The sequence below is a fragment of the Lysobacter brunescens genome (assembly GCF_042677005.1).
In the GTDB taxonomy this organism is placed as follows: Bacteria; Pseudomonadota; Gammaproteobacteria; order Xanthomonadales; family Xanthomonadaceae; genus Lysobacter_I; species Lysobacter_I brunescens.
The window spans coordinates 1,553,995-1,574,768 of the sequence record NZ_JBHTIF010000001.1 but is presented as its reverse complement, the minus strand read 5'-3'; the positions used below and the strand labels follow the sequence as shown (position 1 = coordinate 1,574,768).

The following is a 20,774-nucleotide window of genomic DNA, read 5'->3' as shown; positions in this document are numbered from 1 at the left end:
TATGTATCTGTCATTCCTGATGCCTTACGTCGATCGAGGGTCGGGGCCGCTGTTCCGCTGGGTCATGCTTGCCCAGATGGCCGCCTTCGAGCCCCATGAGATCGCCTTCATTGCTGACGAAAGATACTTCGCCGAAGAAGGAATTCCTTTTGGCGAGAATCTGAGCGTCTCGGGCTATTCGTTTGTCTGCCCCTCCTTGTCGAGATTCCGCTCTTACGCAAGGCACTCGTTGCCGGAAGACGCAAGATCGCAAGTCCATAACGAATCTCACATTGAAACCTTCCATCGGTTGCTGACAACGGAAGACATCGCGCTTTCATCCGCGATACGGGAGGGATCACAGGCGCTCCTCAAGGGCGGGAAGGGGAAGGCATTCCTGACCTGGTGCAATTGCCCCAGCCTGGGCCTTGCGGCCAGAGACCTCGGCTTGCCTGTGATACACAACGAATTCGGCCCACTCAGAGCGCCTCTGTTCTCGAACACGATCTACTTCGACTTCAGGGGCGTGAATGGGAACACCACTCCGGCAAACTGGCGCGAAGAAGCCGAAATACGCAGCCTGATGCAAGGCGCCGAACTGATCGGCCCGGATGCCGTTCGCGAACTGCTCTTCCACGGCGAATTTTCTCCCAGACGATCGGCGGACCGCCGTATCGGCGTTGCCCTACAGGTGGAAGACGACTCCAACGTCATCGCTTATTCCAATGGCGTGGATTCACTTCGACTGCTGCACAAGGCGAGAATGGCAGCTCTCGGCTCCCCGCTTCTCGTCAGGAACCATCCAGGCGCACACTTCGAATACAAAGGATTTCTCGGGGCAAGGGACACATCACCTGATTCTGTTGCATTCCTCGAGAAGGTATGCGAAGTGCACTCGATCAATTCGAGCGTGCTCTGCGAAGCATTCCTGCTCGACTTGCCCTACAGGAGCTACGGGGACTCGGCCATTTCGGCATTCTCCCCCGGAGGCCGTCTTCATTCGCTGGCATGCAGCGATCGAACGCTCGCACTGAATGCTTTTTTTATCGGATATCTTGTCCCCTCGGAGCTACTGTTCAACAAGGACTACTATGAATGGCGCCTCAGCAAGGACAGGACACTTGCAGAATGCCACGAGTACCACTTGACCATACTGCGCGGGCAAAAGCATGAGCTGGAACGCATTCAGTCCGCTCGCCATGACCCTACGATCCGCGCCCCTGATGAGGAAGAAAGCCGGTGCGATGGCGAATGGCTGTCGAACCGACGTCTGGACCTGCAGATGCAGGCCATGAGCAACGAACTCGCCTGGCGAAGAAAATCCGTCGCCTCCCTGGAAGGACAGATCTCGGACCTTTCGACGAGAATCCGCACCCTGGAAGATGAACTATCGATACGTACTGATGCAGTGTCTTGGCTTGAAGCTGCACTGGAGAGGTCGAACCGGTGTCTCGATCAAAGAGACGCCACGATCGTGGAACTCAGGACCCATATCGACGAGAGGAACGATGCGGCGACATGGCTGGAGTCGCAACTGGAGGCGCATCGATCAGAACTTGACGCCAACCGGGAGTCATTATCCGAATTGAGAGCCTACCTCGCCGACAGGCTTGAGGCCATCGAGTGGATTGACTCGCAAAGAAGATCCTTGGCTGAGGCCTGCTCATTAGCGGAAAGACAGCACATGGAGCTGCGCTCCGAAATCGAACGGATGACAGAGACCATCAAGGATTCCGATTCGAAATGCGCTGAGCTTGCAGCAGAGAAAGAAGACCTCCAGAGTGAGCTGCTCCGATTGTCGAAGAATATTTCAGATTTCCGCCTGCAACGAATCGTACGCCTCTCCGAGTCGCTTCGTTTGGCGAAATGGATGGACACCCATGAAAACGAATGACGCCCCTGTTCTGAGCGCCATCATCACTCTCCACCGAGAGGGACGGCTCGCACACACTTCTATCATGTCCTTCGCGGCAGCCAGGGAAATCACCGAGAGGACTCATGGCAAGATCGAATTCGTCTTCGTACTTGATCGCGCCGACGCCATCACGCGCGGAGTCGTGATGGCGCATCCAGCGCGGAGGCCAGATGACATCGTCATTGAAGTCGACCACGGCGACCCAGGGGAAGGAAGAAATGCCGGCATAGCCGCATCCCGTGGCGAATTCGCGTGCATACTCGATGCAGATGATCTCGTGTCGAGCAAGTATTTCTCGTGCCACCTCGATGCACACTCCGGGCGCGGCGAAGACATCATTCTTCATCCGGAGATCGTCGTCTGTTTCGGCATGTACAACACATTCGGCTGGCAAGTCCATCAGCCTGGAAATTTCTTCGACAAGCATGGCTTGTTCAGCGTGAATCCGTGGATATCCGCAGCATCCGCGAGGCGCTCCGTATTCGAGTCGACACCATATGTCTCGCATCACACGCAGGCGACCGGATTCGGCTATGAAGACTGGCACTGGAATTGCGAGACCTACGCCCGTGGACTCATACATGAACTGGCATGGGGAAGCGCATATTTCTATCGAAGGAAGCACTGGGGGTCTCGCAACGAGTCTGCGCATGGCCAGCGAGCCTTGATTTCTCCTTCGGCGTATTTCGAAGCCCTGCACGATCATTACGGCGCAGGCATCCGCCCGGAGACGGCAGAATGAGCAGATCAATCGTCAACTTCGCCGCGCGAGCGCTGCGACATGTCGCCCGGCGCCTCGAAAGCGGCGCGCCCGAAGCCATGAATAACGCGTCCGTGCCTGCAATGCCGGATTGGCTGATCGATGAGATGCATCATGCCGCAAGGTACGACGCCCGACTCGCGCCGGATCATGAAGGATTTTCCAGATTCGCCTTCTATGCAGTGCCTGATCGACCGCAGGCAGGAATCGCCTACGCAGCGCTTGAGAAATCGATCGGTCCGGTCGATTTCAGCCATGTCGTCATCGTGCCGTGGCTGAAGCGCGGCGGTGCCGACCTGGGGGCGCTTCATCACATCAAACTACTGGCATCTCACTCATTCTCGAATGTACTTGTCATAGCGACCGAAGCCTCGGACTCACCATGGTCATCAAGGGTTCCCGATGGCGTGCGTTTCGTTGAATTCGGTTCGATCTGCGGCCAGCTCGCCTTCGACGACCAGGTCCATGTCCTGGCACGACTGCTCATTCAGCGTGCTCCGCGCGTCATTCATATCATCAATTCGCGGGCCGCCTGGGAGGCGGTAAGGCGGCACGGCGTTTCGATTCGGACAGGCAGTCGCCTGTTTGCATCCCTGTACTGTGACGACTATTCGCCATCAGGAATACCTGTCGGATATGCGCGCGAGTACCTTGTCGACTGCGCCGACATGCTCGACAGGCTGATCTGCGACAACGCCGTCTACCCAAGGCTGTGGGAGGCGCAGTTGGGCGTGCCTGCTTCCCGCTTCCTCGCTGTCTATTTTCCGACGGATTTCGCTCACGGCCTAGAATATCGCGCGACCACAGCCGGCAAGGTTCTCTGGGCGGGCAGAATGGATCGGCAGAAACGTCCAGACCTGCTAGCCAACATCGCCCGGCGAATGCCGCATCTCACTTTCGATGTCTACGGCGCCTCCCTGCTCGACGACAGCGCCAAAGCGCATCGCTTCCCAGAGAATGTGCGTCTTCTTGGAGCCTATGACGGGTTCTCGAGCCTGCCTCATTCGCAGTACTGCTGCTTCCTCAACACGTCCGAATGGGATGGGCTTCCCAATGTCCTGCTTGAGGCGACTGCAGCGGGCTTGCCCATTGCGAGTACGGCCGTCGGCGGCATCACGGATTTCCTGAGCGATGAGAACGCCTACCTTGCACCGTTCGATAGCGATGGCGCCGTTCTGTCCTCCATGATTCAATCCATCATTGATGACCCTGAGACAGCTCAATCGCGCTGGCGCGCTGCGGCGGAACTGATCCGGCAGCGCCATACATACGATGCGATGAAAGGCAGTCTCGCCGAACTTCCAGGCTATCTCTCCGATTGATTGGTCGCATACAGACGCCAGGCGACGCGCCAATGAACTCCGCATCGACACAGGTTTCCCTGATCGTGACATTTCACGGCGAGGGAAAGATCGCATCGAAATCGTTGATGGGAATTGCGCGCTGCAGGCAGCATGCGCGCCGTTCCGGGGTACGCTGCGAGATCATCGCGGTTGCCGATCGTGCCGACCGGGCGACGCTGTCGAGTCTCGAAGAAGCCGATGTTCTCGAGGACTCCGACCAGCTGATCGAGGTGAGCGTCGGCGATGTCGGGCTGGCCAGAAACGCCGGCGTTTCGATGTCGCGAGGAGAGTGGATCTCCATCAGTGACGGCGACGATTACCTTGGGGCAGACTGGATCACACGCACGTTAGCCAAGGCAGCAGAGAAAGGCAGGAACCATGTGTTCCATCCGGAATGGGTCGCATATTTCGGCCAGCAGCAAGCCATCTGGAGACAGATCGGCAGCGATCATCCGGATTTCGATCCAGGCATCCTGCTCGTCGCGAACCCATGGAACGCCTGTTCGTTCGCGCATGCAACGATCAGGGACAAGCATCCCTACATCGGCACATCGCGATTGCCCGAGGGATTCGGCTTCGAGGACTGGCACTGGCACTGCCAGACACTGTCGAAGGGTTGCGCGCATTTCACGGTCGACGATACGCTCCACCTGGTGAGGATCAAATCCGAGGGCTCTCTCAACGAATCACACCGACGCAGGAGCGCGATCATACCGAGAACAGATTTTTTCCTTCCTCGCCCGGATCGCATCGCAAATGATTAGGCGCATCCTGCGATCACTGGACGTACACCTCATTTCCCGACTGCCTGCTCGAATGCAGTTGTTGATCAAGCGCACCTTGATCGATTCCGCACGACTGCTCGTTCCGGGATCGGTTCCGGAGCATGTGCCGAATGGCGCATTGGTCAGATATCGCCAACCTCATCGCAAGCCGTATCGATTGCCGGAATCGGCCATCGAGGAAATCGCGAACATTTCTTCGGACTGCGGAGAAGAACTGCACGCAGAAGCTTATCGCCTCCGCAGCATCGAGTGCCATCACACGCCATTCCACAGGGCGACAGCAGGCCACGCATACCGCAGGATCATAGATTCGATGCCGCCGCGGGCGGATGCCATGCTCATATGCGGGGATCTCGGCGATCCACGCAATGTTGCGCAATGGCATGCCAGAGCGCTGTCCGAAGCACATGGCCGATCGCTGGTCGTTATGATGACCGAAGGTCGTCGTGAATACCTGGAGAGACTGGGAGAGCACCTTGATCTGACTATCATAGACATGGAGACAGCCACTTCCGTGCTGCATCATGCTCCACACGACAGGTTGATGGTACTGACACACCTGATCCTGCACATGAGGCCTGCGATGGCGCATGTGATCGGCTCCAGGCTGGGGTACGACATGGTCCAGCACTACGCAGGCCAGCTTTCGACCCATACCAAGCTATTTCTCAGCCTGCCCACGCGGGAATGGGACGAATCACTGGCGCCGGCGGTTCCCCTTCAGATCGAAACGGCAAGCTTCATTTGCCATTCGCCTTCCACTGCCGATCTGCTTGGTTTGGGCCTGGGTGACCAGCAGGAGCGATTGCACATCGTTCCATCGCCTCCTCACGGGGAGAAGGCCTGGATTCCCTTTTTGCAAGATGGCGAGGAATGGCAGATGTTCAAGGATGGGCTCGCGCGCATCGCCGGATACCTCGAACAGCACGGCGTGGGCGAAGCCGTGCCGCCTCCCTGACGGAGGCCCCAGGAGGGGAGGAAGACCGGGGTGAAGTATACTGACGGGATCGCAACATGATCCCAGGCGGCCTGGAATGACTCCGATCCCACTGAACGACCTCGGGCGGCGCACGAGCCCATTTCGCGAACAACTCGCAGCGGCCTCCGACGCCGTCGTGCGCAGCGGCTATTTCGTTCTCGGGCCGGCTGTCGCCAACTTCGAGCGTGAGTTTGCCGGGTATTGCGGCGTGGAACACTGCATCGGCGTGGCGAATGGTACGGATGCACTCGAGATCGCGCTCAAGTCGGCGGGCGTTTCCCCAGGAGACCGGGTCGCGCTCTGCGCGAACGCAGCGATGTATGGCACCAGCGCGGTAATCGCTTCGGGGGCCATTCCATGTTACGTGGATATCGAACCAGGCCGCTCGACGATGGATCCTGCCGAACTCGAACGCATCGCCTCCGGCCCCGACAGCCTGCGGGCAGTCATCGTCACGCATCTCTACGGGCAGATGGCCGACATGGACGCAGTGTCAGCCTGCGCCGCCAGACACGGGCTCTCCGTGATCGAGGACTGCGCACAGGCGCACGGCGCGATCGATCAGAAAGGGCGCCGGGCTGGCAGCATCGGTGATGCTGCCGCCTTCAGTTTCTATCCCACCAAGAACCTGGGCGCGATCGGAGACGCCGGTGCAGTGGTGACCCGTAGTGAGCGGGTCGCGAATCTCGCGCGCCAGTATCGCCAGTACGGCTGGGCAGGCAAGTACGACAACAGGCTGCCAGGAGGCCGCAACAGCCGGCTGGACGAAATCCAGGCGAGCTTTCTTTCCATCATGCTGCCCTCTCTCGACGCTTGGAACCAGAGACGCAGGCATATCGCCATGCGCTACTCGCGGGAGATCCTCAACTCCAGAATAGACATTCACCCCTGCGAGGGCAGCGATTATGTTGCACATCTCTACGTGGTGCGGTCCCGGCATCGCGACGCCTTGAAAGCACATCTCGCATCCCATGGTATCGCCTCCGATATTCACTATCCGATCCCCGACCATCGCCAAGCGTGTCATGCAGGTCGTTTCGACGACGTGATCCTGCACGTCACCGATCGCGACTCGGAAACGGTGCTTACCCTGCCTTGCTTCCCGGAGCTGACTGACGATGAAGTCAGTCATGTCATCGACGCATGCAACCTGTTCTGACAGAAGACCACGATCTTCCACGACACAGTCTCGTCGTACCGATTTACGCAAACGAATCCGGCATTCCTGCCCTGATCGATGCGATAGCATTCATTGCGCGCGAGCTCGGCGGCGATTTCGAAGCCGTCTTCGTCGTCGATGGCAGTCCGGACCAAAGTTACGCACGCCTCAGGGAACGACTCCCGGATGCCTCGTTCGATTCGCAGCTCGTCGCGCTCAACAGGAATTTCGGGGCGTTCGCAGCGATACGGGCGGGGCTTGGCCTCGCAAGAGGCGCGCATATCGCAGTGATGGCGGCCGACCTCCAGGAACCGCCGGAACTGGCATTGACGTTTTTCCGGGAACTCGCGAAGGGAGAGCACGACGTCGCTTTCGGCGTTCGACTTTCGAGAGATGACCCTTGGCATTCGAAATTGATGTCATCGCTTTTCTGGTCGGCTTACCGTCGATTGGTCATGCCAGACATTCCTCCTGGCGGTGTGGACATCTTCGCGCTTCAATCGCACTTCCGCGATGACCTGCTTTCGCTCCGGGAGTCGAACTCGAGCCTGCTCGCCCAATTGTTCTGGCTCGGCGGCCGCAGGCTGAATGTCGGATATCAGCGAGTCAAACGCCAGCACGGCAAGAGCGCCTGGACCCTGAAGAAGAGATTCCGCTATCTCACCGACAGCATTTTCTCTTTCACGAACCTGCCGATCCGTGTCATGACCATCGTCGGCGCATTCGGCATGATCGCCGCATCGATTCTCGGATGCATCACCCTGATAGCGAAAGTCACCGGGACCATCGATGTCCCCGGCTATGCGGGGATCGTCATCGCCGTGCTTTTTTTCGGCGCGCTCAACAGCCTGGGCATCGGCATCGTCGGAACATACGCTTGGCGAGCCTTTGAAAACACCAAAGCGCGCCCACTCGCCATCATCCAGACGAAAACCTCCTTCAAGGCAAAGTCATGAACCCTCCATTCATCCACGAGAAGGCCATCTGCGAATCGACGGACATCGGCGAGGGGACGCGTGTCTGGGCATTCGCCCATGTGCTGCCCAAAGCCAAGATCGGCAAGGACTGCAACATCTGCGACGGCGTGTTCATCGAGAATGACGTCGTCATTGGAAGCCGCGTCACGATCAAGTGCGGTGTGCAGATCTGGGATGGCCTGCGCATTGAAGACGACGTTTTCATCGGACCGAACGCGACTTTCACGAACGACAGGTTCCCGAGAAGCAAACAGTATCCCGCCGAGTTTCCCATTACCCGTATCGGAAAGGGCGCCTCGATCGGCGCCAATGCGACAATCCTTCCGGGATTGACTGTCGGAGCAGGCGCCATGATCGGCGCAGGCTCGGTCGTCACGCGATCTGTCCCCCCGAATGCCATCGTGGTCGGCAATCCTGCACGGATCACGGGTTACGTGACCGACAGCGCCGATGGCAAACGACAGTCGGCTGTTGGGCAGGAGCGGGCTTCACTCACCGACATCCATTGCCGAGGCGTGTCGCTGATGAGGATGCCCCGCTACAACGATATTCGAGGATCACTGAGCGTAGGTCAGTTCCAGCAAGACTTGCCGTTCATGCCTGCCCGCTATTTTCTCGTTTTCGATGTCCCATCGCAGGAAACGAGGGGCGAGCACGCCCACAAGGCATGCCATCAGTTCCTCATGTGCGTGAGCGGTTCGGTCCGCGTACTGGCCGATGATGGTGCCCACAGGGATGAGTTCACCCTCGACTCCCCGGATTGCGGCCTCCATCTGCCGCCGATGATCTGGGGAACTCAGTATCGCTATTCTGCCGACGCGGTACTGCTCGTCTTCGCTTCGCACGAGTACGATCCGGACGACTACATTCGCGACTACGGCGAGTTCCAGCGCCTCGCCTCGCAGAGACCTGAATGAAACCGCTTCTTCGCCAGCTCGTCGATGGCAGAAGATCCGAATTCGTTCGATTCCTGATCGGCGGAATCGCGAACACCGCTTTCAGCTATGCGATCTATCTGCTGTTGCTGATCCTCCTGCCGGCGATGCACGCCTACGTCATCAGTTTCATCATCGGAATCGTCTCCGGTTATCTGATCAACAGCATTTTCGTTTTCCCCTCGAAACTCGACCTGAAACGATTCGCTGCCTTTCCGCTCGTGCACCTGGTGAACCTATCCGCAGGCAGCGCGATACTATGGCTCGCAATCCATGTATTCGGATGCGACGCCAGGATTGCGCCGCTACTCTCGATTGCGGCCACGATCCCGATCAACTTCGTCCTGTCCAGAATCGTCGTCAAGCATTGACATGCCTGCCCACACTGCACGCCGCACACTTCCGGAAGACCAGTCGCCGTGAACTTGAATACCCTTCGCCCTGATGCTGTCGCAGACGACTGGCAGCGCGTTTTCAGATGCATGCTTTTCGTCGGAGTCGCATCTTTGGCGCTGAGAGTGCCGTTCTGGGTCGATCCGGGCTTTTCCGTGGATTCATACACGAATGCAAATGGCTTCCCGCCGCTCGCTTTCTTCATTGCTCAAGGCAGGGTCGGGCAATTCCTGATGATCCATGCAGTCGAGTCCATCGGAATCAACTACCAGGCGTCGTCCCTGCTGCTGCAGGCAACTGGAATCTTCATGCTCGGCGCCGCTTCCGTACTGTCGATCTCGGCCTTTTTCCGGGTCGACGCCAGCACGCAGAAGGCGATTTGCCTCGCGTGCTTGCTGTTCGTCGCACACCCTTTCAATGCCGAGATCCTGACATTCCCCGAAGCGTCGTTCTACCCAAACTTCGCGACCTTCGTGTCTTCGCTTGCCCTGTTCCTTGCGGCCAGGCGGATCATTCCCCTTGTATTGGCCATCGCTGCGATCGCATTTTCCCTGTCGATCTACCAGATCAGCATCAACATCCTCCTCGTCGCATCGACGCTGGGCCTCATCGGCGTTCTATGCCGTCTGCCTGCATGCGTTGTCGACGAGCGAAACATCATCAGGATCGGCGGGGTCGTCTTCATCGCAGCCCTGACCTATCTTCTTGCCGCCAAGGCATTGGCGTACGCGTTGGGCAACGGCATGGAAGGCCGCGGGACCATGCTGAGCCTGGACGCGATCCCTCGTCGCCTCGACGAACTCCATCAACTCGGATTGCAGCTGCTCGATCGTTTCTATGTGTTGAAGCGCCCGCTCCTGGCGATTCTCGCCGCAAGCCTGATCGCAGCAGGATACGCTTGCGCCTTCATGCGCTCAGGCAAAGCGTTTTTGCGGCAGGCAGCACTGGCTGGATCCTATCTTGCATTCGCTGCATGCGGCATCGGGATTGTCGCGATCGCGAATGTCTGGTGGCCCGTCCCCCGCGTGCTGATCGGCCTGCCCTTCGCCATGGCCGCCGCCGCGCTGCCAGCACTGATGCATCCGGGACGATTGACGCACGCCTATGCTGTCTGCTGTTCCATTCTCCTGATTCTGGGCGGCACATCGGTCGGACTCGGTATTCATGCAGACCAGAAGCGCATCAATGCATGGGACGACGATCTCGCCGAACGCCTTTACGAAGACGCCAGCGCGCTCGCGGGCACGAGCACCCCTCGAATCGAAATCGCGAACGTCCACATGAAGTGGACACATGCGGTGGGCGTCGAATCCCTCTGGGGCGACATGAACATGTCGGCATTCGCAGTACCCGGCGCATTGCCGGGGCTATTCCAGGAAAGCCTTGGCGCCAAAGTCGAGATCATCGAGACGACACCGGCGTGGATGACGACCTGCAACACGCTGCCGGGCTGGCCGGACAAACGATCGATGCGACTTCAGAACGAGGTCGTGCAGATCTGCATCTGAGAATCAGAGGCATGCCGTTCGCATGCCCTGATTTCCTCGCCATCAATCGAATGTGCTGTTGAGCGAATCGAAATCGCCCAGTTCAAGCGAGCGCGACAGCCAGATCCCGCCGCAGATCCTCCACCGACTCCACCCCCACGCTCAGGCGCACGAGGTCATCGTGGATGCCGAGCGCGGCGCGGCGTTCGACCGGCACGGAGGCGTGGGTCATGACGGCGGGATGGTTGACCAGGCTTTCGACGCCGCCGAGGGATTCGGCGAGGGTGAACAGTTCGGTGCGTTCGCAGAAGCGCTGGGCACCGGCGTAGCCGCCCTTGATGCGGACCGAGACGATGCCGCCGAAGCCGTCCATCTGCCGCGCGGCGAGCGCGTGGTGCGGGTGGGTCTTCAGGCCGGGATAGATCACCTGCTCGACGCCGTGATGGGTCTGCAGCCATTCGGCCAGCGCGAGGGCGTTCTCGCAGTGGGCCTTCATGCGCAGGTGCAGGGTCTTCAGCCCGCGCAGGGCGAGGAAGCTGTCGAACGGGCCCTGCACGGCGCCGACGGAGTTCTGCAGGAAGGCCATCTGCTCGGCGAGTTCGGCGTCATCGCCGACCACCGCCATGCCGCCGACCATGTCGGAGTGGCCGTTGAGGTACTTGGTCGCCGAGTGCATGACGATGTCGGCGCCGTGCTCCAGCGGGCGCTGCAGGATCGGCGAGGCGAAGGTGTTGTCGACGACCATGCGAAGGCCGTGCTTCTTCGCGACGGCGGACACGGCCTGCAGGTCGACGATCTTCAGCATCGGGTTGGTCGGGGTTTCGACCCACACCATCCGCGTGTTCGGACGGATCGAGGCCTCGAAGGCAGCGGTGTCGGTCAGGTCGACGAAGCTGAAGTCGAGGCCGGCCGAGCGACGGCGGACGCGCTCGAACAGACGGAAGGTACCGCCGTAGACATCGTCCATGCAGACGACGTGACTGCCGCTGTCGAGCAGCTCCAGGATCGTCGACGTGGCCGCGAGCCCCGAGGCGAAAGCGAAGCCCCGACGACCGCCTTCCAGGCCGGCGACGCAGCGCTCATAGGCGAAGCGCGTCGGGTTGTGGGTCCGGGAATACTCGAAGCCCTGGTGCACGCCCGGGCTGCTCTGGGCGTAGGTCGAGGTGGCGTAGATCGGCGGCATCACCGCCCCGGTGGACGGGTCCGGCGATTGCCCGGCATGGATGGCCCGGGTGCCGAGTCCCCATTCTTCCGGGACGTCGGGGGTCTGCGCGGGAGCATGCTCGGTCATGGGGAACTCCTTGGACGACCGGCGATTTTACACCGACCCTCCGCCCCCCCCTAGCGCACCCGGTCGCGATTACTGAACGCGGCGGCGCAACCAGTTCAGCAAGTCGATCCGGGTGATCAGGCCGAGGAAGCGGTCGCCGTCCATCACGATGGCCACGTGGCCGCGGTCGAAGACCGGCAGCAGGGCCTCGACCGGCGAGCGCACGTCGAGGATGTCGAGCTTGCTGACCATCGCAGTGGACACCGGGTCGCGGAACCGCGCCTCGTCGCCGTAGACGTGCAGCAGCACGTCGCTCTCGTCGAGGATGCCGACGATGCGGTCGCCGTCCATCACCGGCACCTGCGAGATCTCGTACAGCTTCATGCGCGCGTAGGCGGTGACCAGCAGGTCGCGCGGGCCGACGACGACGGTATCGCGCTGGGTGTAGGGGCGCAGGATCAGGTCGCGCAGGTCGCCGTGGCTGTCGCGCTCGATGAAGCCGTTGTCGAGCATCCAGTAGTCGTTGTACTGCTTCGACAGGTACTTGTTGCCGGTGTCGCAGACGAAGACCAGCACGTTCTTCGGCGTGGTCTGCTCGCGGCAGTATTTCAGGGCCGCGGCGAGCAGCGTGCCGCTGGAGGAACCGCCAAGCACGCCCTCGCTGCGCAGCAGTTCGCGCGCGGCCAGGAAGCTTTCCTTGTCGGTAATGGCGTAGGCCTTCTTCACCCGGGTGAAGTCGGAGATCGACGGCAGAAAATCCTCGCCGATGCCCTCGACCATCCAGCTGCCCGACTTCTCGCTCAGCGTGCCTTCGTTGATGTACTCGGTGAGGATCGAACCGACCGGATCGGCCAGGATCAGCTCGGTGTGCGGCGAATGTTCGGCGAAGCAGCGCGACAGGCCGGTCATGGTGCCGGAGCTGCCGCAGCCGAAGACGATGGCGTCCAGGCCGCCGGCTTCGGCCATCTGGCGCAGGATCTCCGGGCCAGTGCCGAACTCGTGGGCAGCCGGGTTGTCGGGGTTGCCGAACTGGTTGATGAAGTACGCACCCGGGGTTTCCTCCGCGATGCGCTTGGCCATGTCCTGGTAGTAGTCCGGGTGACCCTTGGCCACGTCGGAGCGGGTCAGCACGACCTCGGCGCCCATTGCCTTGAGGTTGAAGATCTTCTCGCGGCTCATCTTGTCGGGCACGACCAGGATCAGCTTGTAGCCCTTCTGCTGCGCGACCAGGGCCAGGCCGATGCCGGTGTTGCCGGCGGTGCCTTCGACCAGCGTGGCGCCGGGCTGGATATCGCCGCGCTGCTCGGCGGCTTCGATCATGCGCAGGCCGATGCGGTCCTTGATCGAGCCGCCGGGATTCTGGCTTTCCAGCTTCAGGAACAGCCGGCAGACGCCGGTGTCGAGTCGCTGCGCACGGACGATCGGGGAGTCGCCGATCAGGTCGAGGACGGAGTCATGGATCGAAGGTGCGTTCGACGAGGGCGAATGCGACGAGGGCTGCGACATGCCGGCTTCCGGTGCGTGGGACAGGCCGGGATTATGGCATCGAACGGGGAATCGCCCTCGCGTGCGGGGCGTGGCCACACCGATCGGCGGGATGCGCATACCGTATGCGCGAGGGTGCTGCGGACGACGGCGGTCTGACGAGGACGCCGCCGCCGTCCGCAGGGAAAACGCGTCCGGACGATCCGGGCGTCAGTGGTGCAGCGCGTCGTACATGCGGGTCAGTCGATCCTTCGCCGCAAGCTTCTCGCGCTTCATCTTGTTCAGACGGACATCGTCCACCGGCAGGACGCCGAGCTCGGCGTCGAGCACCTGCTTGTCGAGCTCCTTGTGTCGATGGTAAAGCTGACGGAACTCGGCGTTCGCCTTCATCAGCGCTTCGACTTCGGACTGGGGTTGCCCTTCGAACATGGAGACCTCCTCACACGGGTGATGATGGGTCCGGCGCAGCGCACCGGCCCCGGGGATCGGGCGTGTCGACGACCCCGCACCGGCCACGCACGAGCCGTGCCGCACACGAAAGCGCCCCGGCCGGCAGGCACGGGGCGCAGTGGTGTTGGACCGGGTTGGCGGGACTTGCGCGAAGCGGGCGCTCCATCGCGGAGGCCCGCAAGCCCCTGGCTTGCGGCGGCAGTCTCCGGGGACGGATCGGGCTTGACGGTCATCGGCTCCGCTCTTGCGCCGGCGAGCACGACGCGCGCCGGTTGAATTCGACCCTACTCCTGTCCCCCCGGCCCCGGCAAGCGTCCAGCACGGGCACTGCGCGAATCGACGACGAGCGGACAGGTCCCTGAACAGAGAGTCGCCCACAACCCGATGATTTTCATCGGAAAAACGAAAAAATCACGGCTGCCTTCGTTCAGCGGGCGGGCGGCTTGGGCTTGGCTTTCGGCTTGGTCCTGGGTTTGGGCGCGGGCTTGGGTTTGGGCGGCGTGGCGGTGCCCATCAGCTCGGCCTCGCGGCGTGCCAGTTCGGCCTCGCGCTCGCGGGCCTGGCGGAGTTTTTCGGCCTCGCTGCCGGCGACCGTGTCGAGCAGGCCCTCGGCCTCCTCGCGGCTGCGGGCCTCGGCGGCGATGGCCTCGCGCAGGCGCGCGGCCTCCTCGGCCTGGATCTTCGCTTCGAGGCGGACACGCTCGGCCTCGGCGCGCGCGCGCTCGGCATCGCGGCGACTGGCTTCGACCAGCAGCTCGCTGCGTTCGGTCTCCAGGCGCTGCAGTTCGGCGCGGCGGGCCTCTGTCGCGGAGGCGATCTCGGCGGTCTCGACCCGGATCCGGGCAATGCGCAGCGCCATCGGCCGCTGCTTGCGCTTGGCCGACACCAGCGCCTGCACGGCCTGGCGGGCCTGCAGGCGCTCGTAGGCGGCATGGGCGTTGCGCGCGGGGTCGGTGTCGATGGCCTGCAGACGCTGCGCCAGCGGCGCGGCATCGGGGTCGGGGTTGGCGGCCTGCGTCGTCCAGACGACGAGCAACAGCGCGGTGGCGGCGATCAGGCGCAGCCTCATGGCGCAGCCTCCACGCCGAGACGCTGGCGCAGCTCGGCGATCTCGCCCTTGCGCTGCTGCAGGTCGCTGGCCAGACGCACGTCCAGGCTGCGCGCATGCGCGTAGTCGGCTTCGGCGGCGGCCAGCTGCGCCTGGGCGATGGCATCGGCGGTCTTCTTCGCGGCGAGCAGGGCCTGCGCCTGGGTCAGGGCCATGCGCGCGCGGAGCAGGCCCTCGGCGGCGTACTGGTCGGCATCGGCACGTTCGGCCCGCAGCACGGCGGCCTGCGCGGTGTCGATCTCCTGCGCGGGAAGCGGGCCGCGGGCGGCAGCGAAGGAGGAAAGCGTGAGAAGGGTCACGAAGGCCATCGCTGCGGAACAGCGCGTCCCCCGCGCGGGGTGCTGCGTGACGCAACGAAGATATGCGAAGCTTGCAGGCATGGGGTCCGTGTCCGGTGATCGCGATGCGCGTGATCGGTCGCAGGCCATTGTCATCACCCTGTGGGGCATGCGCAACGCCGGCGGCGGGCGTGCGCCGCGCGGGCATTCAGCAATCGCATCCTGTACCCGGGGAGGTACGCAATGGACATCGGCTATTTCCTCAAGCTGATGACGGACAAGAACGCCTCGGACATGTTCCTGACCACCGGCGCGCCGGTGCATATCAAGGTCGAAGGCAAGCTCTACCCGCTCGGCAACACCGGCCTGCCGCCCGGCATGGTCAAGAAGATCGCCTACTCGCTGATGGACGAAGGCCAGGTGCCGGAGTTCGAGCGCGACCTGGAACTGAACATGGCGATCTCGCTGGCCGACGCCGGCCGTTTCCGCGTGAACGTGTTCAAGCAGCGCGGCGAAGTGGGCATGGTCATCCGCGCCATCCGCAGCGTGATCCCGACCATCGAGGAACTGCAGCTGCCGCAGGTGCTGAAGAACGTGATCATGGCGCCGCGCGGCCTGGTGCTGATCGTCGGCTCCACCGGTTCGGGCAAGTCGACCTCGCTGGCCGCGATGATCGACTACCGCAACAGCACCGCCGCCGGCCACATCCTCACCATCGAGGATCCGATCGAATACCTGCACAAGCACAAGAAGTCGATCGTGAACCAGCGCGAGGTCGGCCTGGACACGCACGCCTTCCACAACGCGCTGAAGAACGCGATGCGCGAAGCGCCGGACGTGATCCTGATCGGCGAAATCCTCGACGCGACGACGATGGAGGCGGCGATCGCCTTCGCCGAAACCGGCCACCTGTGCCTGGCGACCCTGCACTCGAACAACGCCGACCAGACCATCGAGCGCATCCTCAACTTCTTCCCGGAAAGCGCGCACAAGAACGTGCTGATGAACCTCGCCCTGAACCTCAAGGCCGTCATCAGCCAGCGCCTGGTGGTCGGCACCGACGGCCGCCGCATCCCGGCGGTGGAAGTGCTGATCAACACGCCGATGATCCGCGACCTGCTGCGTCGCGGTCAGGTGCACGAGATCAAGGCGGCGATGGAGGAAACGCTGGAGGAAGGCATGGAGTCCTTCGACCAGTGCCTGTTCCGCCTCACCAAGGAAGGCAAGATCGACATGGAGCAGGCGCTGCGCGCCGCGGACTCCCGCGACGGCCTGGCACTCAAGTTCCGCCTGTCCGAAGGCGGCAGCAACGAGCACGACCCGTACGCGGTCGCGTTCGACGGCGGGGACGGCACGTCGTCGTTCTCGCACTGATCGCCTCGTCCTGCCCGCAACCGCGCGGGAAACGAAGACGCCCCGGTCGAAAGCCGGGGCGTCCTGCATTTCGGGATCGATCGGAATCGACCGGCGCTCAGTCGTTGCGGGGCGCGTCGGGCTGCACTTCCGGCCGGGCGGCGTCGAACTCGGGGCGGGCGAGACAGGCGGCCTCGATCTGCCGGATGTTCGGGAACGGCGCCAGGTCCACGCCGAAGCGGCGGGCGTTGTAGACCTGCGGGATCAGGCAGCAGTCGGCGATGCTCGGGAGGTCGCCTTCGCAGAATTCGCCGCGTCCCAGGTCCTCGACCAGCATCGCCTCGAACGCGGTGAAGCCCTCGACGATCCAGTGCCGGACCCAGGCATCGCGTTCGCTCTGCGGCGCGTTCCATTCGCGCTCCAGGTACTGCAGGACGCGCAGGTTGTTGAGCGGATGGATGTCGCAGGCGACCAGTTGCGCCAGGGCCCGGGTGCGCGCGCGGTCGCGCGGCGTGACCGGCAGCAGGGCCGGCTCGGGCCAGAGTTCTTCGAGGTATTCGAGGATCGCCATCGACTGGCGGATCTTGCGCTCGCCATGCACGAGCACCGGCACCAGCTTCTGCGGATTGGTGGCCGCGTAGTCCGGCGCGTGCTGCTCGCCGCCGTCGCGGACCAGATGCACGGGCACCTGCTCGTAGGGCAGGCCCTTCAGGTTCAGGCCGATCCTCACCCGGTACGCGGCGCTGGACCGCCAGTAACCGTAGAGCTTCAGGGTTTCGTTCATGGCCTTGCCCTCGCCTGCAGGTTGCGCCCGGATGGCAGGCACGATACGCCCCCCGCGCCCGCGCTGGAAGCGGTCAGCGCCTCGATGCCTGCCAGCGCAGCAGCGCACCGGTCGCGAGGTAGGCCAGCAGCAGGACCGTTGCGTTCGCGAGGACACGCGGATACCCCAGCGTCGCGACATCGATGAAGGGATACGGATACAGCGCCAGCCATTCTCCGCGCACCAGGGCATACGCGAAGTAGGCAAGGGGATACAGCGACCACATCAACGGCGCCCGGACCGGTAGCGGCTCGCGCGGCCGGAACCACAGCCAGTGCGCCAGCGCGGCGATCGGCACGGCGTAATGCAGGAGGTTGTCGGCGACGCGCTGCCATCCCTGCGGGTCCCAGATCTCGCGCAGCAGCAGGTGGTAGCCCAGCCCGACGAGCACGATCGCGGTGGTCGCGCAGCCGCGCAGCGATGCACCGGCCAGGCGCGATCGCGGCACCCATGCCTGCGCGCTGGCGCAGAGGGCGACGAAGAGATTGGTCAGGATGGTGAAGAACCCGGTGTAGAGCACCAGCGCTTCGCCGGTAGTGCCGCCCCGCGCAAGGGTGGCGTCGAGGGTCAGGCGCAGTTGCAGCAGGAGGGCCGTCCAGGCCAGCAAGGCCAGCAGGACGGCAGCAGCGCGGGCGCCGCGGCGTTCAATCGCCACATTTCACCTCCATCGGACCGGGATGACGGCGCCAGCATAGCGGCGCGCGTCAGGCGATGGCAGCGAGCCGCTCGCGGACGACCATCAGGGCGAAGCCGAGCAGGTTGAGGCCGGTCCACTGCGCCGGCTCGGTCGCGCGCGGGTCCGCAGCCGCCAGGCCGATGCCCCAGATCGGATCGACCGGGCTGGCTTCGACCAGCACCCGGTCGCCGGTCGACAACAGGAAGCGCCGCAGGTCGGGATGCTGCGAGAACTTCGCGAGGTTGCCCTCGACCACCAGGTCGAAGCGATGAGCAGACCAGCGGGCCTCGTCGAAATGGCGCACACCGCGCCCGGCGGCCTTGGCGGCACCCGGATCGTCGTTCGCCAGCACCTTCGCAAGCGCGGACTCGTCACCGAACAGGCGCGCCTTGCCGGCCATCATCCAGTGCTCGGCGGTGGCGTAGCGCACGCCGTCGACCGTGAAGGGCGACGGGTACCACTGGCTGAAGCACGATGCGGAAGGCGCACCGTCCGCACGCGGACGATGCCCCCAGAAGCACAGGAAAGCGAAGCGCTCGCCGGCCGTCGCGCGGGCGCGCAGGGCGTCCACGTCGAGCGGCAGGCGACGCGTCATGCCGGGCGGTCGATCCGCTGCTCGATCGCGCCGAAGATGTCGACGCCGTCGCGGCTGCGCATCTCGATCCGGACCACGTCGCCGTACTTCATGAACGGGGTCTGCGGCTTGCCGGTTTCCAGCGTTTCGACCGTGCGCCGCTCGGCGAAGCAGGACGCGCCCAGCGAGGTGTCCTCGTTGGCGACCGTGCCCGAGCCGACGATGGTGCCGGCGCTCAGCGGACGGGTCTTGGCGGCATGCGCGACCAGCTGCGCGAAGTCGAACTGCATGTCGACGCCGGCTTCCGGCGCACCGAACCATTCGCCGTTGATGTGGGTGAGCAGCGGCAGGTGCACCTTGCTGTCCAGCCAGGCCTCGCCGAGTTCGTCGGGCGTCACGAACACCGGCGATAGCGCCGAGCGCGGCTTGGACTGCAGGAAGCCGAAGCCCTTGGCCAGTTCGTTCGGGATCAGGTTGCGCAGCGAGACGTCGTTGACCAGGCCGATCAGCTGGATGTGCGCGGCAGCGTCTTCCGGCGTCACCGCCATCGGCACGTCGTCGGTGACGATCACGACTTCGGCTTCCAGATCGATGCCGTAGTCCTCGCTGGGCACGCGCACCGGATCGCGCGGGCCGTAGAAGCCGGCGCTGACCGCCTGGTACATCAGCGGATCGACGTAGAAGCTCTCCGGCACCTCGGCGCCACGCGCGCGGCGCACGCGTTCGACGTGCGGCAGGTAGGCGGAGCCGTCGACGAACTCGTAGGCGCGCGGCAGCGGCGCGGCCAGCGCGGTCATGTCGAGGTCGAACGCGCCCTCGGCGGTGCCGGCGTTCAGCGCTTCGGACAGCGCGTTGAGGCGCGGCGCGGCGTTGGACCAGTCTTCCAGCGCGCGCTGCAGGGTCGGCGCGATGCCGTCCGCACGCACGGCGCGGGTCAGGTCGCGGGAGACCACGATCAGGGTGCCGTCACGGCCACCGTCCTTCAGAGAGCCCAGCTTCATCGGAACCTCGATTGCCTGTTGCGAAATTGGTTTCAATTGTAACTGAATTGGATCCGCGCGCCCTCACCCCTCGGCCTGGAAGCCACCGGCCCGGAAGGTCAGGACCAGGGTGTCACGATGGCCGCCGTCCTCGCGCCCGGCCAGGGGCTGGATCGGCGTGGACTCGTGGATCACCCGGGTGTCGTCGAGCAGCAGCAGGCTCCAGGGCTCGGTCAAAGTGAACCGCTGGCCGTCCGGACCATCGGCCTGGAAGACCCGGGTCTCGCCGCCGCGAATGGCATGGCGATCGACCAGGAACACGGCGACGAAATCGACGCCGTCGCGGTGCGCGCCTTCCGGCGTCGGCCGGCCGATGCCATCGCGGGTGTCGATGCGGAACTGGTGCGCCTCGACGTACCAGGCGTCCACCGGCCGCACCTCGCGCAGGCAGGCGCCGAGCGAGGCGAGCATCGCCCGCCAGCCCTCGCCCGTCGCGACGGCGTCGTCGACCGGCGCGAACCAGCGCTGGATGCCGCCGTGCAGGGCGTTGTAGTCGACCGGCTGGTAGTGGGCGCGGTGCGGGGCACGGGTCACGCCATCGGCGGTCACGGTGAAGCAGGCATGCCGACGGCTGCGGTAGCGACCACCGTCGCGGAGATATTCGTCCGGCGGGAGGTCGTTCCAGGAGGCAGCCAGCGATCCCAACGCCTCGGCGGTGATGCCGCACAGCGCATGCACGTCCCGTGGAGGCAGCACGGCATAGCCGCGCGTGCGCAGGTCGGCGAGCAACGCCTCCGGCGGGGTGTAGGGGGCGGGAAATGTGGCGACCATGGCATTCGGACCGGAAAAGGAGGACGTACCGCAGGAGCCGCTGCGGCGCACCGCGCATCCCGTGCGGATTCGCGGCTGTCCACTTGGCGCGGAAGCCTGCTACTTTAACGCGTCGGCCACGGTCGACGGAGCGCGCCGCCGCGAGACAGCCACGCAAACGGCATCGCCGACGGCAGGGGGCAGGGACAGGACACTGCAGGGCAGCACGCAGTCTTCGAATCGGGAACAGGGGTC

The 20,774-nt window shown here is 63.4% G+C and carries 21 protein-coding genes; 11 read left to right on the top strand and 10 right to left on the bottom strand.

Going from position 1 to position 20,774, the window contains the following annotated elements; genetic code table 11:
• The first annotated feature begins 1 nt into the window (after position 1).
• The 10 genes from ACFQ0E_RS06830 (at position 2) to ACFQ0E_RS06785 (ending at position 10,733) form a co-directional block, all read left to right on the top strand.
• Positions 2–1,873 (top strand): GT99 family glycosyltransferase N-terminal domain-containing protein, encoded by a 1,872-nt coding sequence (locus ACFQ0E_RS06830; RefSeq protein ID WP_386822927.1) that lies wholly within the window; start codon positions 2–4, stop codon positions 1,871–1,873.
• Positions 1,860–2,636, top strand: coding sequence for a glycosyltransferase (locus ACFQ0E_RS06825; protein ID WP_386822925.1), 777 nt, complete (start codon positions 1,860–1,862; stop codon positions 2,634–2,636). The genes ACFQ0E_RS06830 and ACFQ0E_RS06825 overlap by 14 nt, the downstream gene beginning before the upstream one ends.
• On the top strand, positions 2,633–3,976 hold the full coding sequence (locus tag ACFQ0E_RS06820) for a glycosyltransferase family 4 protein (RefSeq protein WP_386822924.1): 1,344 nt from the start codon (positions 2,633–2,635) through the stop codon (positions 3,974–3,976). Before ACFQ0E_RS06825 ends, ACFQ0E_RS06820 begins: the two co-directional genes overlap by 4 nt.
• A gap of 32 nt (positions 3,977–4,008) precedes the next feature.
• Positions 4,009–4,761: a glycosyltransferase gene (locus ACFQ0E_RS06815; protein WP_386822922.1), complete on the top strand. Its 753-nt coding sequence runs from the start codon at positions 4,009–4,011 to the stop codon at positions 4,759–4,761.
• A 61-nt stretch (positions 4,762–4,822) separates the two neighbouring features.
• On the top strand, positions 4,823–5,740 hold the full coding sequence (locus tag ACFQ0E_RS06810) for a hypothetical protein (RefSeq protein ID WP_386822921.1): 918 nt from the start codon (positions 4,823–4,825) through the stop codon (positions 5,738–5,740).
• A gap of 76 nt (positions 5,741–5,816) precedes the next feature.
• The gene (locus tag ACFQ0E_RS06805) at positions 5,817–6,920 is read left to right on the top strand and encodes a DegT/DnrJ/EryC1/StrS family aminotransferase (RefSeq protein WP_386822920.1); all 1,104 of its coding nucleotides are present in this window, start codon (positions 5,817–5,819) and stop codon (positions 6,918–6,920) included.
• Positions 6,905–7,876 (top strand): glycosyltransferase family 2 protein, encoded by a 972-nt coding sequence (locus tag ACFQ0E_RS06800; protein WP_386822918.1) that lies wholly within the window; start codon positions 6,905–6,907, stop codon positions 7,874–7,876. Before ACFQ0E_RS06805 ends, ACFQ0E_RS06800 begins: the two co-directional genes overlap by 16 nt.
• On the top strand, positions 7,873–8,814 hold the full coding sequence (locus ACFQ0E_RS06795; protein WP_386822917.1) for a WxcM-like domain-containing protein: 942 nt from the start codon (positions 7,873–7,875) through the stop codon (positions 8,812–8,814). The genes ACFQ0E_RS06800 and ACFQ0E_RS06795 overlap by 4 nt, the downstream gene beginning before the upstream one ends.
• Positions 8,811–9,203 carry a GtrA family protein gene (locus tag ACFQ0E_RS06790; protein WP_386822916.1) on the top strand — a complete coding sequence of 131 codons (393 nt, stop codon included), beginning with the start codon at positions 8,811–8,813 and terminating at the stop codon, positions 9,201–9,203. The genes ACFQ0E_RS06795 and ACFQ0E_RS06790 overlap by 4 nt, the downstream gene beginning before the upstream one ends.
• 48 nt (positions 9,204–9,251) lie before the next feature.
• The gene (locus ACFQ0E_RS06785; RefSeq protein ID WP_386822915.1) at positions 9,252–10,733 is read left to right on the top strand and encodes a glucosyltransferase domain-containing protein; all 1,482 of its coding nucleotides are present in this window, start codon (positions 9,252–9,254) and stop codon (positions 10,731–10,733) included.
• Positions 10,734–10,815: 82 nt separating this feature from the next.
• On the opposite strand, the gene ACFQ0E_RS06780 is transcribed toward ACFQ0E_RS06785, so the two are convergent.
• From ACFQ0E_RS06780 to ACFQ0E_RS06760, 5 genes are all read right to left on the bottom strand, one after another.
• Positions 10,816–12,003 (bottom strand): cystathionine gamma-synthase, encoded by a 1,188-nt coding sequence (locus ACFQ0E_RS06780; RefSeq protein WP_386822914.1) that lies wholly within the window; start codon positions 12,001–12,003, stop codon positions 10,816–10,818.
• A 69-nt stretch (positions 12,004–12,072) separates the two neighbouring features.
• Entirely contained in the window at positions 12,073–13,488 is a 1,416-nt protein-coding gene (locus tag ACFQ0E_RS06775) for a pyridoxal-phosphate dependent enzyme (RefSeq protein WP_386822913.1), read from the bottom strand.
• A 189-nt stretch (positions 13,489–13,677) separates the two neighbouring features.
• A complete protein-coding gene (locus ACFQ0E_RS06770) occupies positions 13,678–13,896 on the bottom strand; it encodes a YdcH family protein (RefSeq protein WP_386822912.1) in 219 nt (72 codons plus the stop codon).
• 448 nt (positions 13,897–14,344) lie between these two features.
• Positions 14,345–14,986 (bottom strand): hypothetical protein, encoded by a 642-nt coding sequence (locus ACFQ0E_RS06765; RefSeq protein WP_386822911.1) that lies wholly within the window; start codon positions 14,984–14,986, stop codon positions 14,345–14,347.
• Positions 14,983–15,324 (bottom strand): hypothetical protein, encoded by a 342-nt coding sequence (locus tag ACFQ0E_RS06760; RefSeq protein WP_386822910.1) that lies wholly within the window; start codon positions 15,322–15,324, stop codon positions 14,983–14,985. Before ACFQ0E_RS06760 ends, ACFQ0E_RS06765 begins: the two co-directional genes overlap by 4 nt.
• A gap of 222 nt (positions 15,325–15,546) precedes the next feature.
• Between ACFQ0E_RS06760 and ACFQ0E_RS06755 the strand changes: the two genes are divergently transcribed.
• Positions 15,547–16,677: a PilT/PilU family type 4a pilus ATPase gene (locus ACFQ0E_RS06755; protein ID WP_386822909.1), complete on the top strand. Its 1,131-nt coding sequence runs from the start codon at positions 15,547–15,549 to the stop codon at positions 16,675–16,677.
• Between the two features lie 97 nt (positions 16,678–16,774).
• On the opposite strand, the gene maiA is transcribed toward ACFQ0E_RS06755, so the two are convergent.
• From maiA to ACFQ0E_RS06730, 5 genes are all read right to left on the bottom strand, one after another.
• Positions 16,775–17,440, bottom strand: a complete 666-nt coding sequence (gene maiA / locus ACFQ0E_RS06750) for a maleylacetoacetate isomerase (RefSeq protein WP_386822908.1) — start codon at positions 17,438–17,440, stop codon at positions 16,775–16,777.
• 73 nt (positions 17,441–17,513) lie between these two features.
• Entirely contained in the window at positions 17,514–18,134 is a 621-nt protein-coding gene (locus ACFQ0E_RS06745) for a Pr6Pr family membrane protein (protein ID WP_386822907.1), read from the bottom strand.
• Between the two features lie 49 nt (positions 18,135–18,183).
• A complete protein-coding gene (locus ACFQ0E_RS06740) occupies positions 18,184–18,750 on the bottom strand; it encodes an NADAR family protein (protein ID WP_386822906.1) in 567 nt (188 codons plus the stop codon).
• Complete coding sequence (locus ACFQ0E_RS06735; RefSeq protein ID WP_386822905.1) at positions 18,747–19,730, bottom strand: fumarylacetoacetate hydrolase family protein; 984 nt, start codon at positions 19,728–19,730, stop codon at positions 18,747–18,749. The genes ACFQ0E_RS06740 and ACFQ0E_RS06735 overlap by 4 nt, the downstream gene beginning before the upstream one ends.
• A 63-nt stretch (positions 19,731–19,793) precedes the next feature.
• Positions 19,794–20,540 carry a 2OG-Fe dioxygenase family protein gene (locus ACFQ0E_RS06730; RefSeq protein ID WP_386822904.1) on the bottom strand — a complete coding sequence of 249 codons (747 nt, stop codon included), beginning with the start codon at positions 20,538–20,540 and terminating at the stop codon, positions 19,794–19,796.
• Positions 20,541–20,774: the final 234 nt, after the last annotated feature.

What these genes read in the sequence shown, in the direction of transcription:
- ACFQ0E_RS06795 (WP_386822917.1), top strand. Translation starts at nt 7,873, where the DNA reads ATGAACCCTCCATTCATCCACGAGAAGGCCATCTGCGAATCGACGGAC.
- ACFQ0E_RS06800 (WP_386822918.1), top strand. Translation starts at nt 6,905, where the DNA reads ATGCAACCTGTTCTGACAGAAGACCACGATCTTCCACGACACAGTCTC.
- ACFQ0E_RS06790 (WP_386822916.1), top strand. Translation starts at nt 8,811, where the DNA reads ATGAAACCGCTTCTTCGCCAGCTCGTCGATGGCAGAAGATCCGAATTC.
- ACFQ0E_RS06805 (WP_386822920.1), top strand. Translation starts at nt 5,817, where the DNA reads ATGACTCCGATCCCACTGAACGACCTCGGGCGGCGCACGAGCCCATTT.
- ACFQ0E_RS06730 (WP_386822904.1), bottom strand. Translation starts at nt 20,540, where the DNA reads ATGGTCGCCACATTTCCCGCCCCCTACACCCCGCCGGAGGCGTTGCTC.
- maiA (WP_386822908.1), bottom strand. Translation starts at nt 17,440, where the DNA reads ATGAACGAAACCCTGAAGCTCTACGGTTACTGGCGGTCCAGCGCCGCG.
- ACFQ0E_RS06780 (WP_386822914.1), bottom strand. Translation starts at nt 12,003, where the DNA reads ATGACCGAGCATGCTCCCGCGCAGACCCCCGACGTCCCGGAAGAATGG.
- ACFQ0E_RS06755 (WP_386822909.1), top strand. Translation starts at nt 15,547, where the DNA reads ATGGACATCGGCTATTTCCTCAAGCTGATGACGGACAAGAACGCCTCG.
- ACFQ0E_RS06770 (WP_386822912.1), bottom strand. Translation starts at nt 13,896, where the DNA reads ATGTTCGAAGGGCAACCCCAGTCCGAAGTCGAAGCGCTGATGAAGGCG.
- ACFQ0E_RS06765 (WP_386822911.1), bottom strand. Translation starts at nt 14,986, where the DNA reads ATGAGGCTGCGCCTGATCGCCGCCACCGCGCTGTTGCTCGTCGTCTGG.
- ACFQ0E_RS06820 (WP_386822924.1), top strand. Translation starts at nt 2,633, where the DNA reads ATGAGCAGATCAATCGTCAACTTCGCCGCGCGAGCGCTGCGACATGTC.
- ACFQ0E_RS06775 (WP_386822913.1), bottom strand. Translation starts at nt 13,488, where the DNA reads ATGTCGCAGCCCTCGTCGCATTCGCCCTCGTCGAACGCACCTTCGATC.
- ACFQ0E_RS06830 (WP_386822927.1), top strand. Translation starts at nt 2, where the DNA reads ATGTATCTGTCATTCCTGATGCCTTACGTCGATCGAGGGTCGGGGCCG.
- ACFQ0E_RS06740 (WP_386822906.1), bottom strand. Translation starts at nt 18,750, where the DNA reads ATGACGCGTCGCCTGCCGCTCGACGTGGACGCCCTGCGCGCCCGCGCG.
- ACFQ0E_RS06815 (WP_386822922.1), top strand. Translation starts at nt 4,009, where the DNA reads ATGAACTCCGCATCGACACAGGTTTCCCTGATCGTGACATTTCACGGC.
- ACFQ0E_RS06825 (WP_386822925.1), top strand. Translation starts at nt 1,860, where the DNA reads ATGAAAACGAATGACGCCCCTGTTCTGAGCGCCATCATCACTCTCCAC.
- ACFQ0E_RS06735 (WP_386822905.1), bottom strand. Translation starts at nt 19,730, where the DNA reads ATGAAGCTGGGCTCTCTGAAGGACGGTGGCCGTGACGGCACCCTGATC.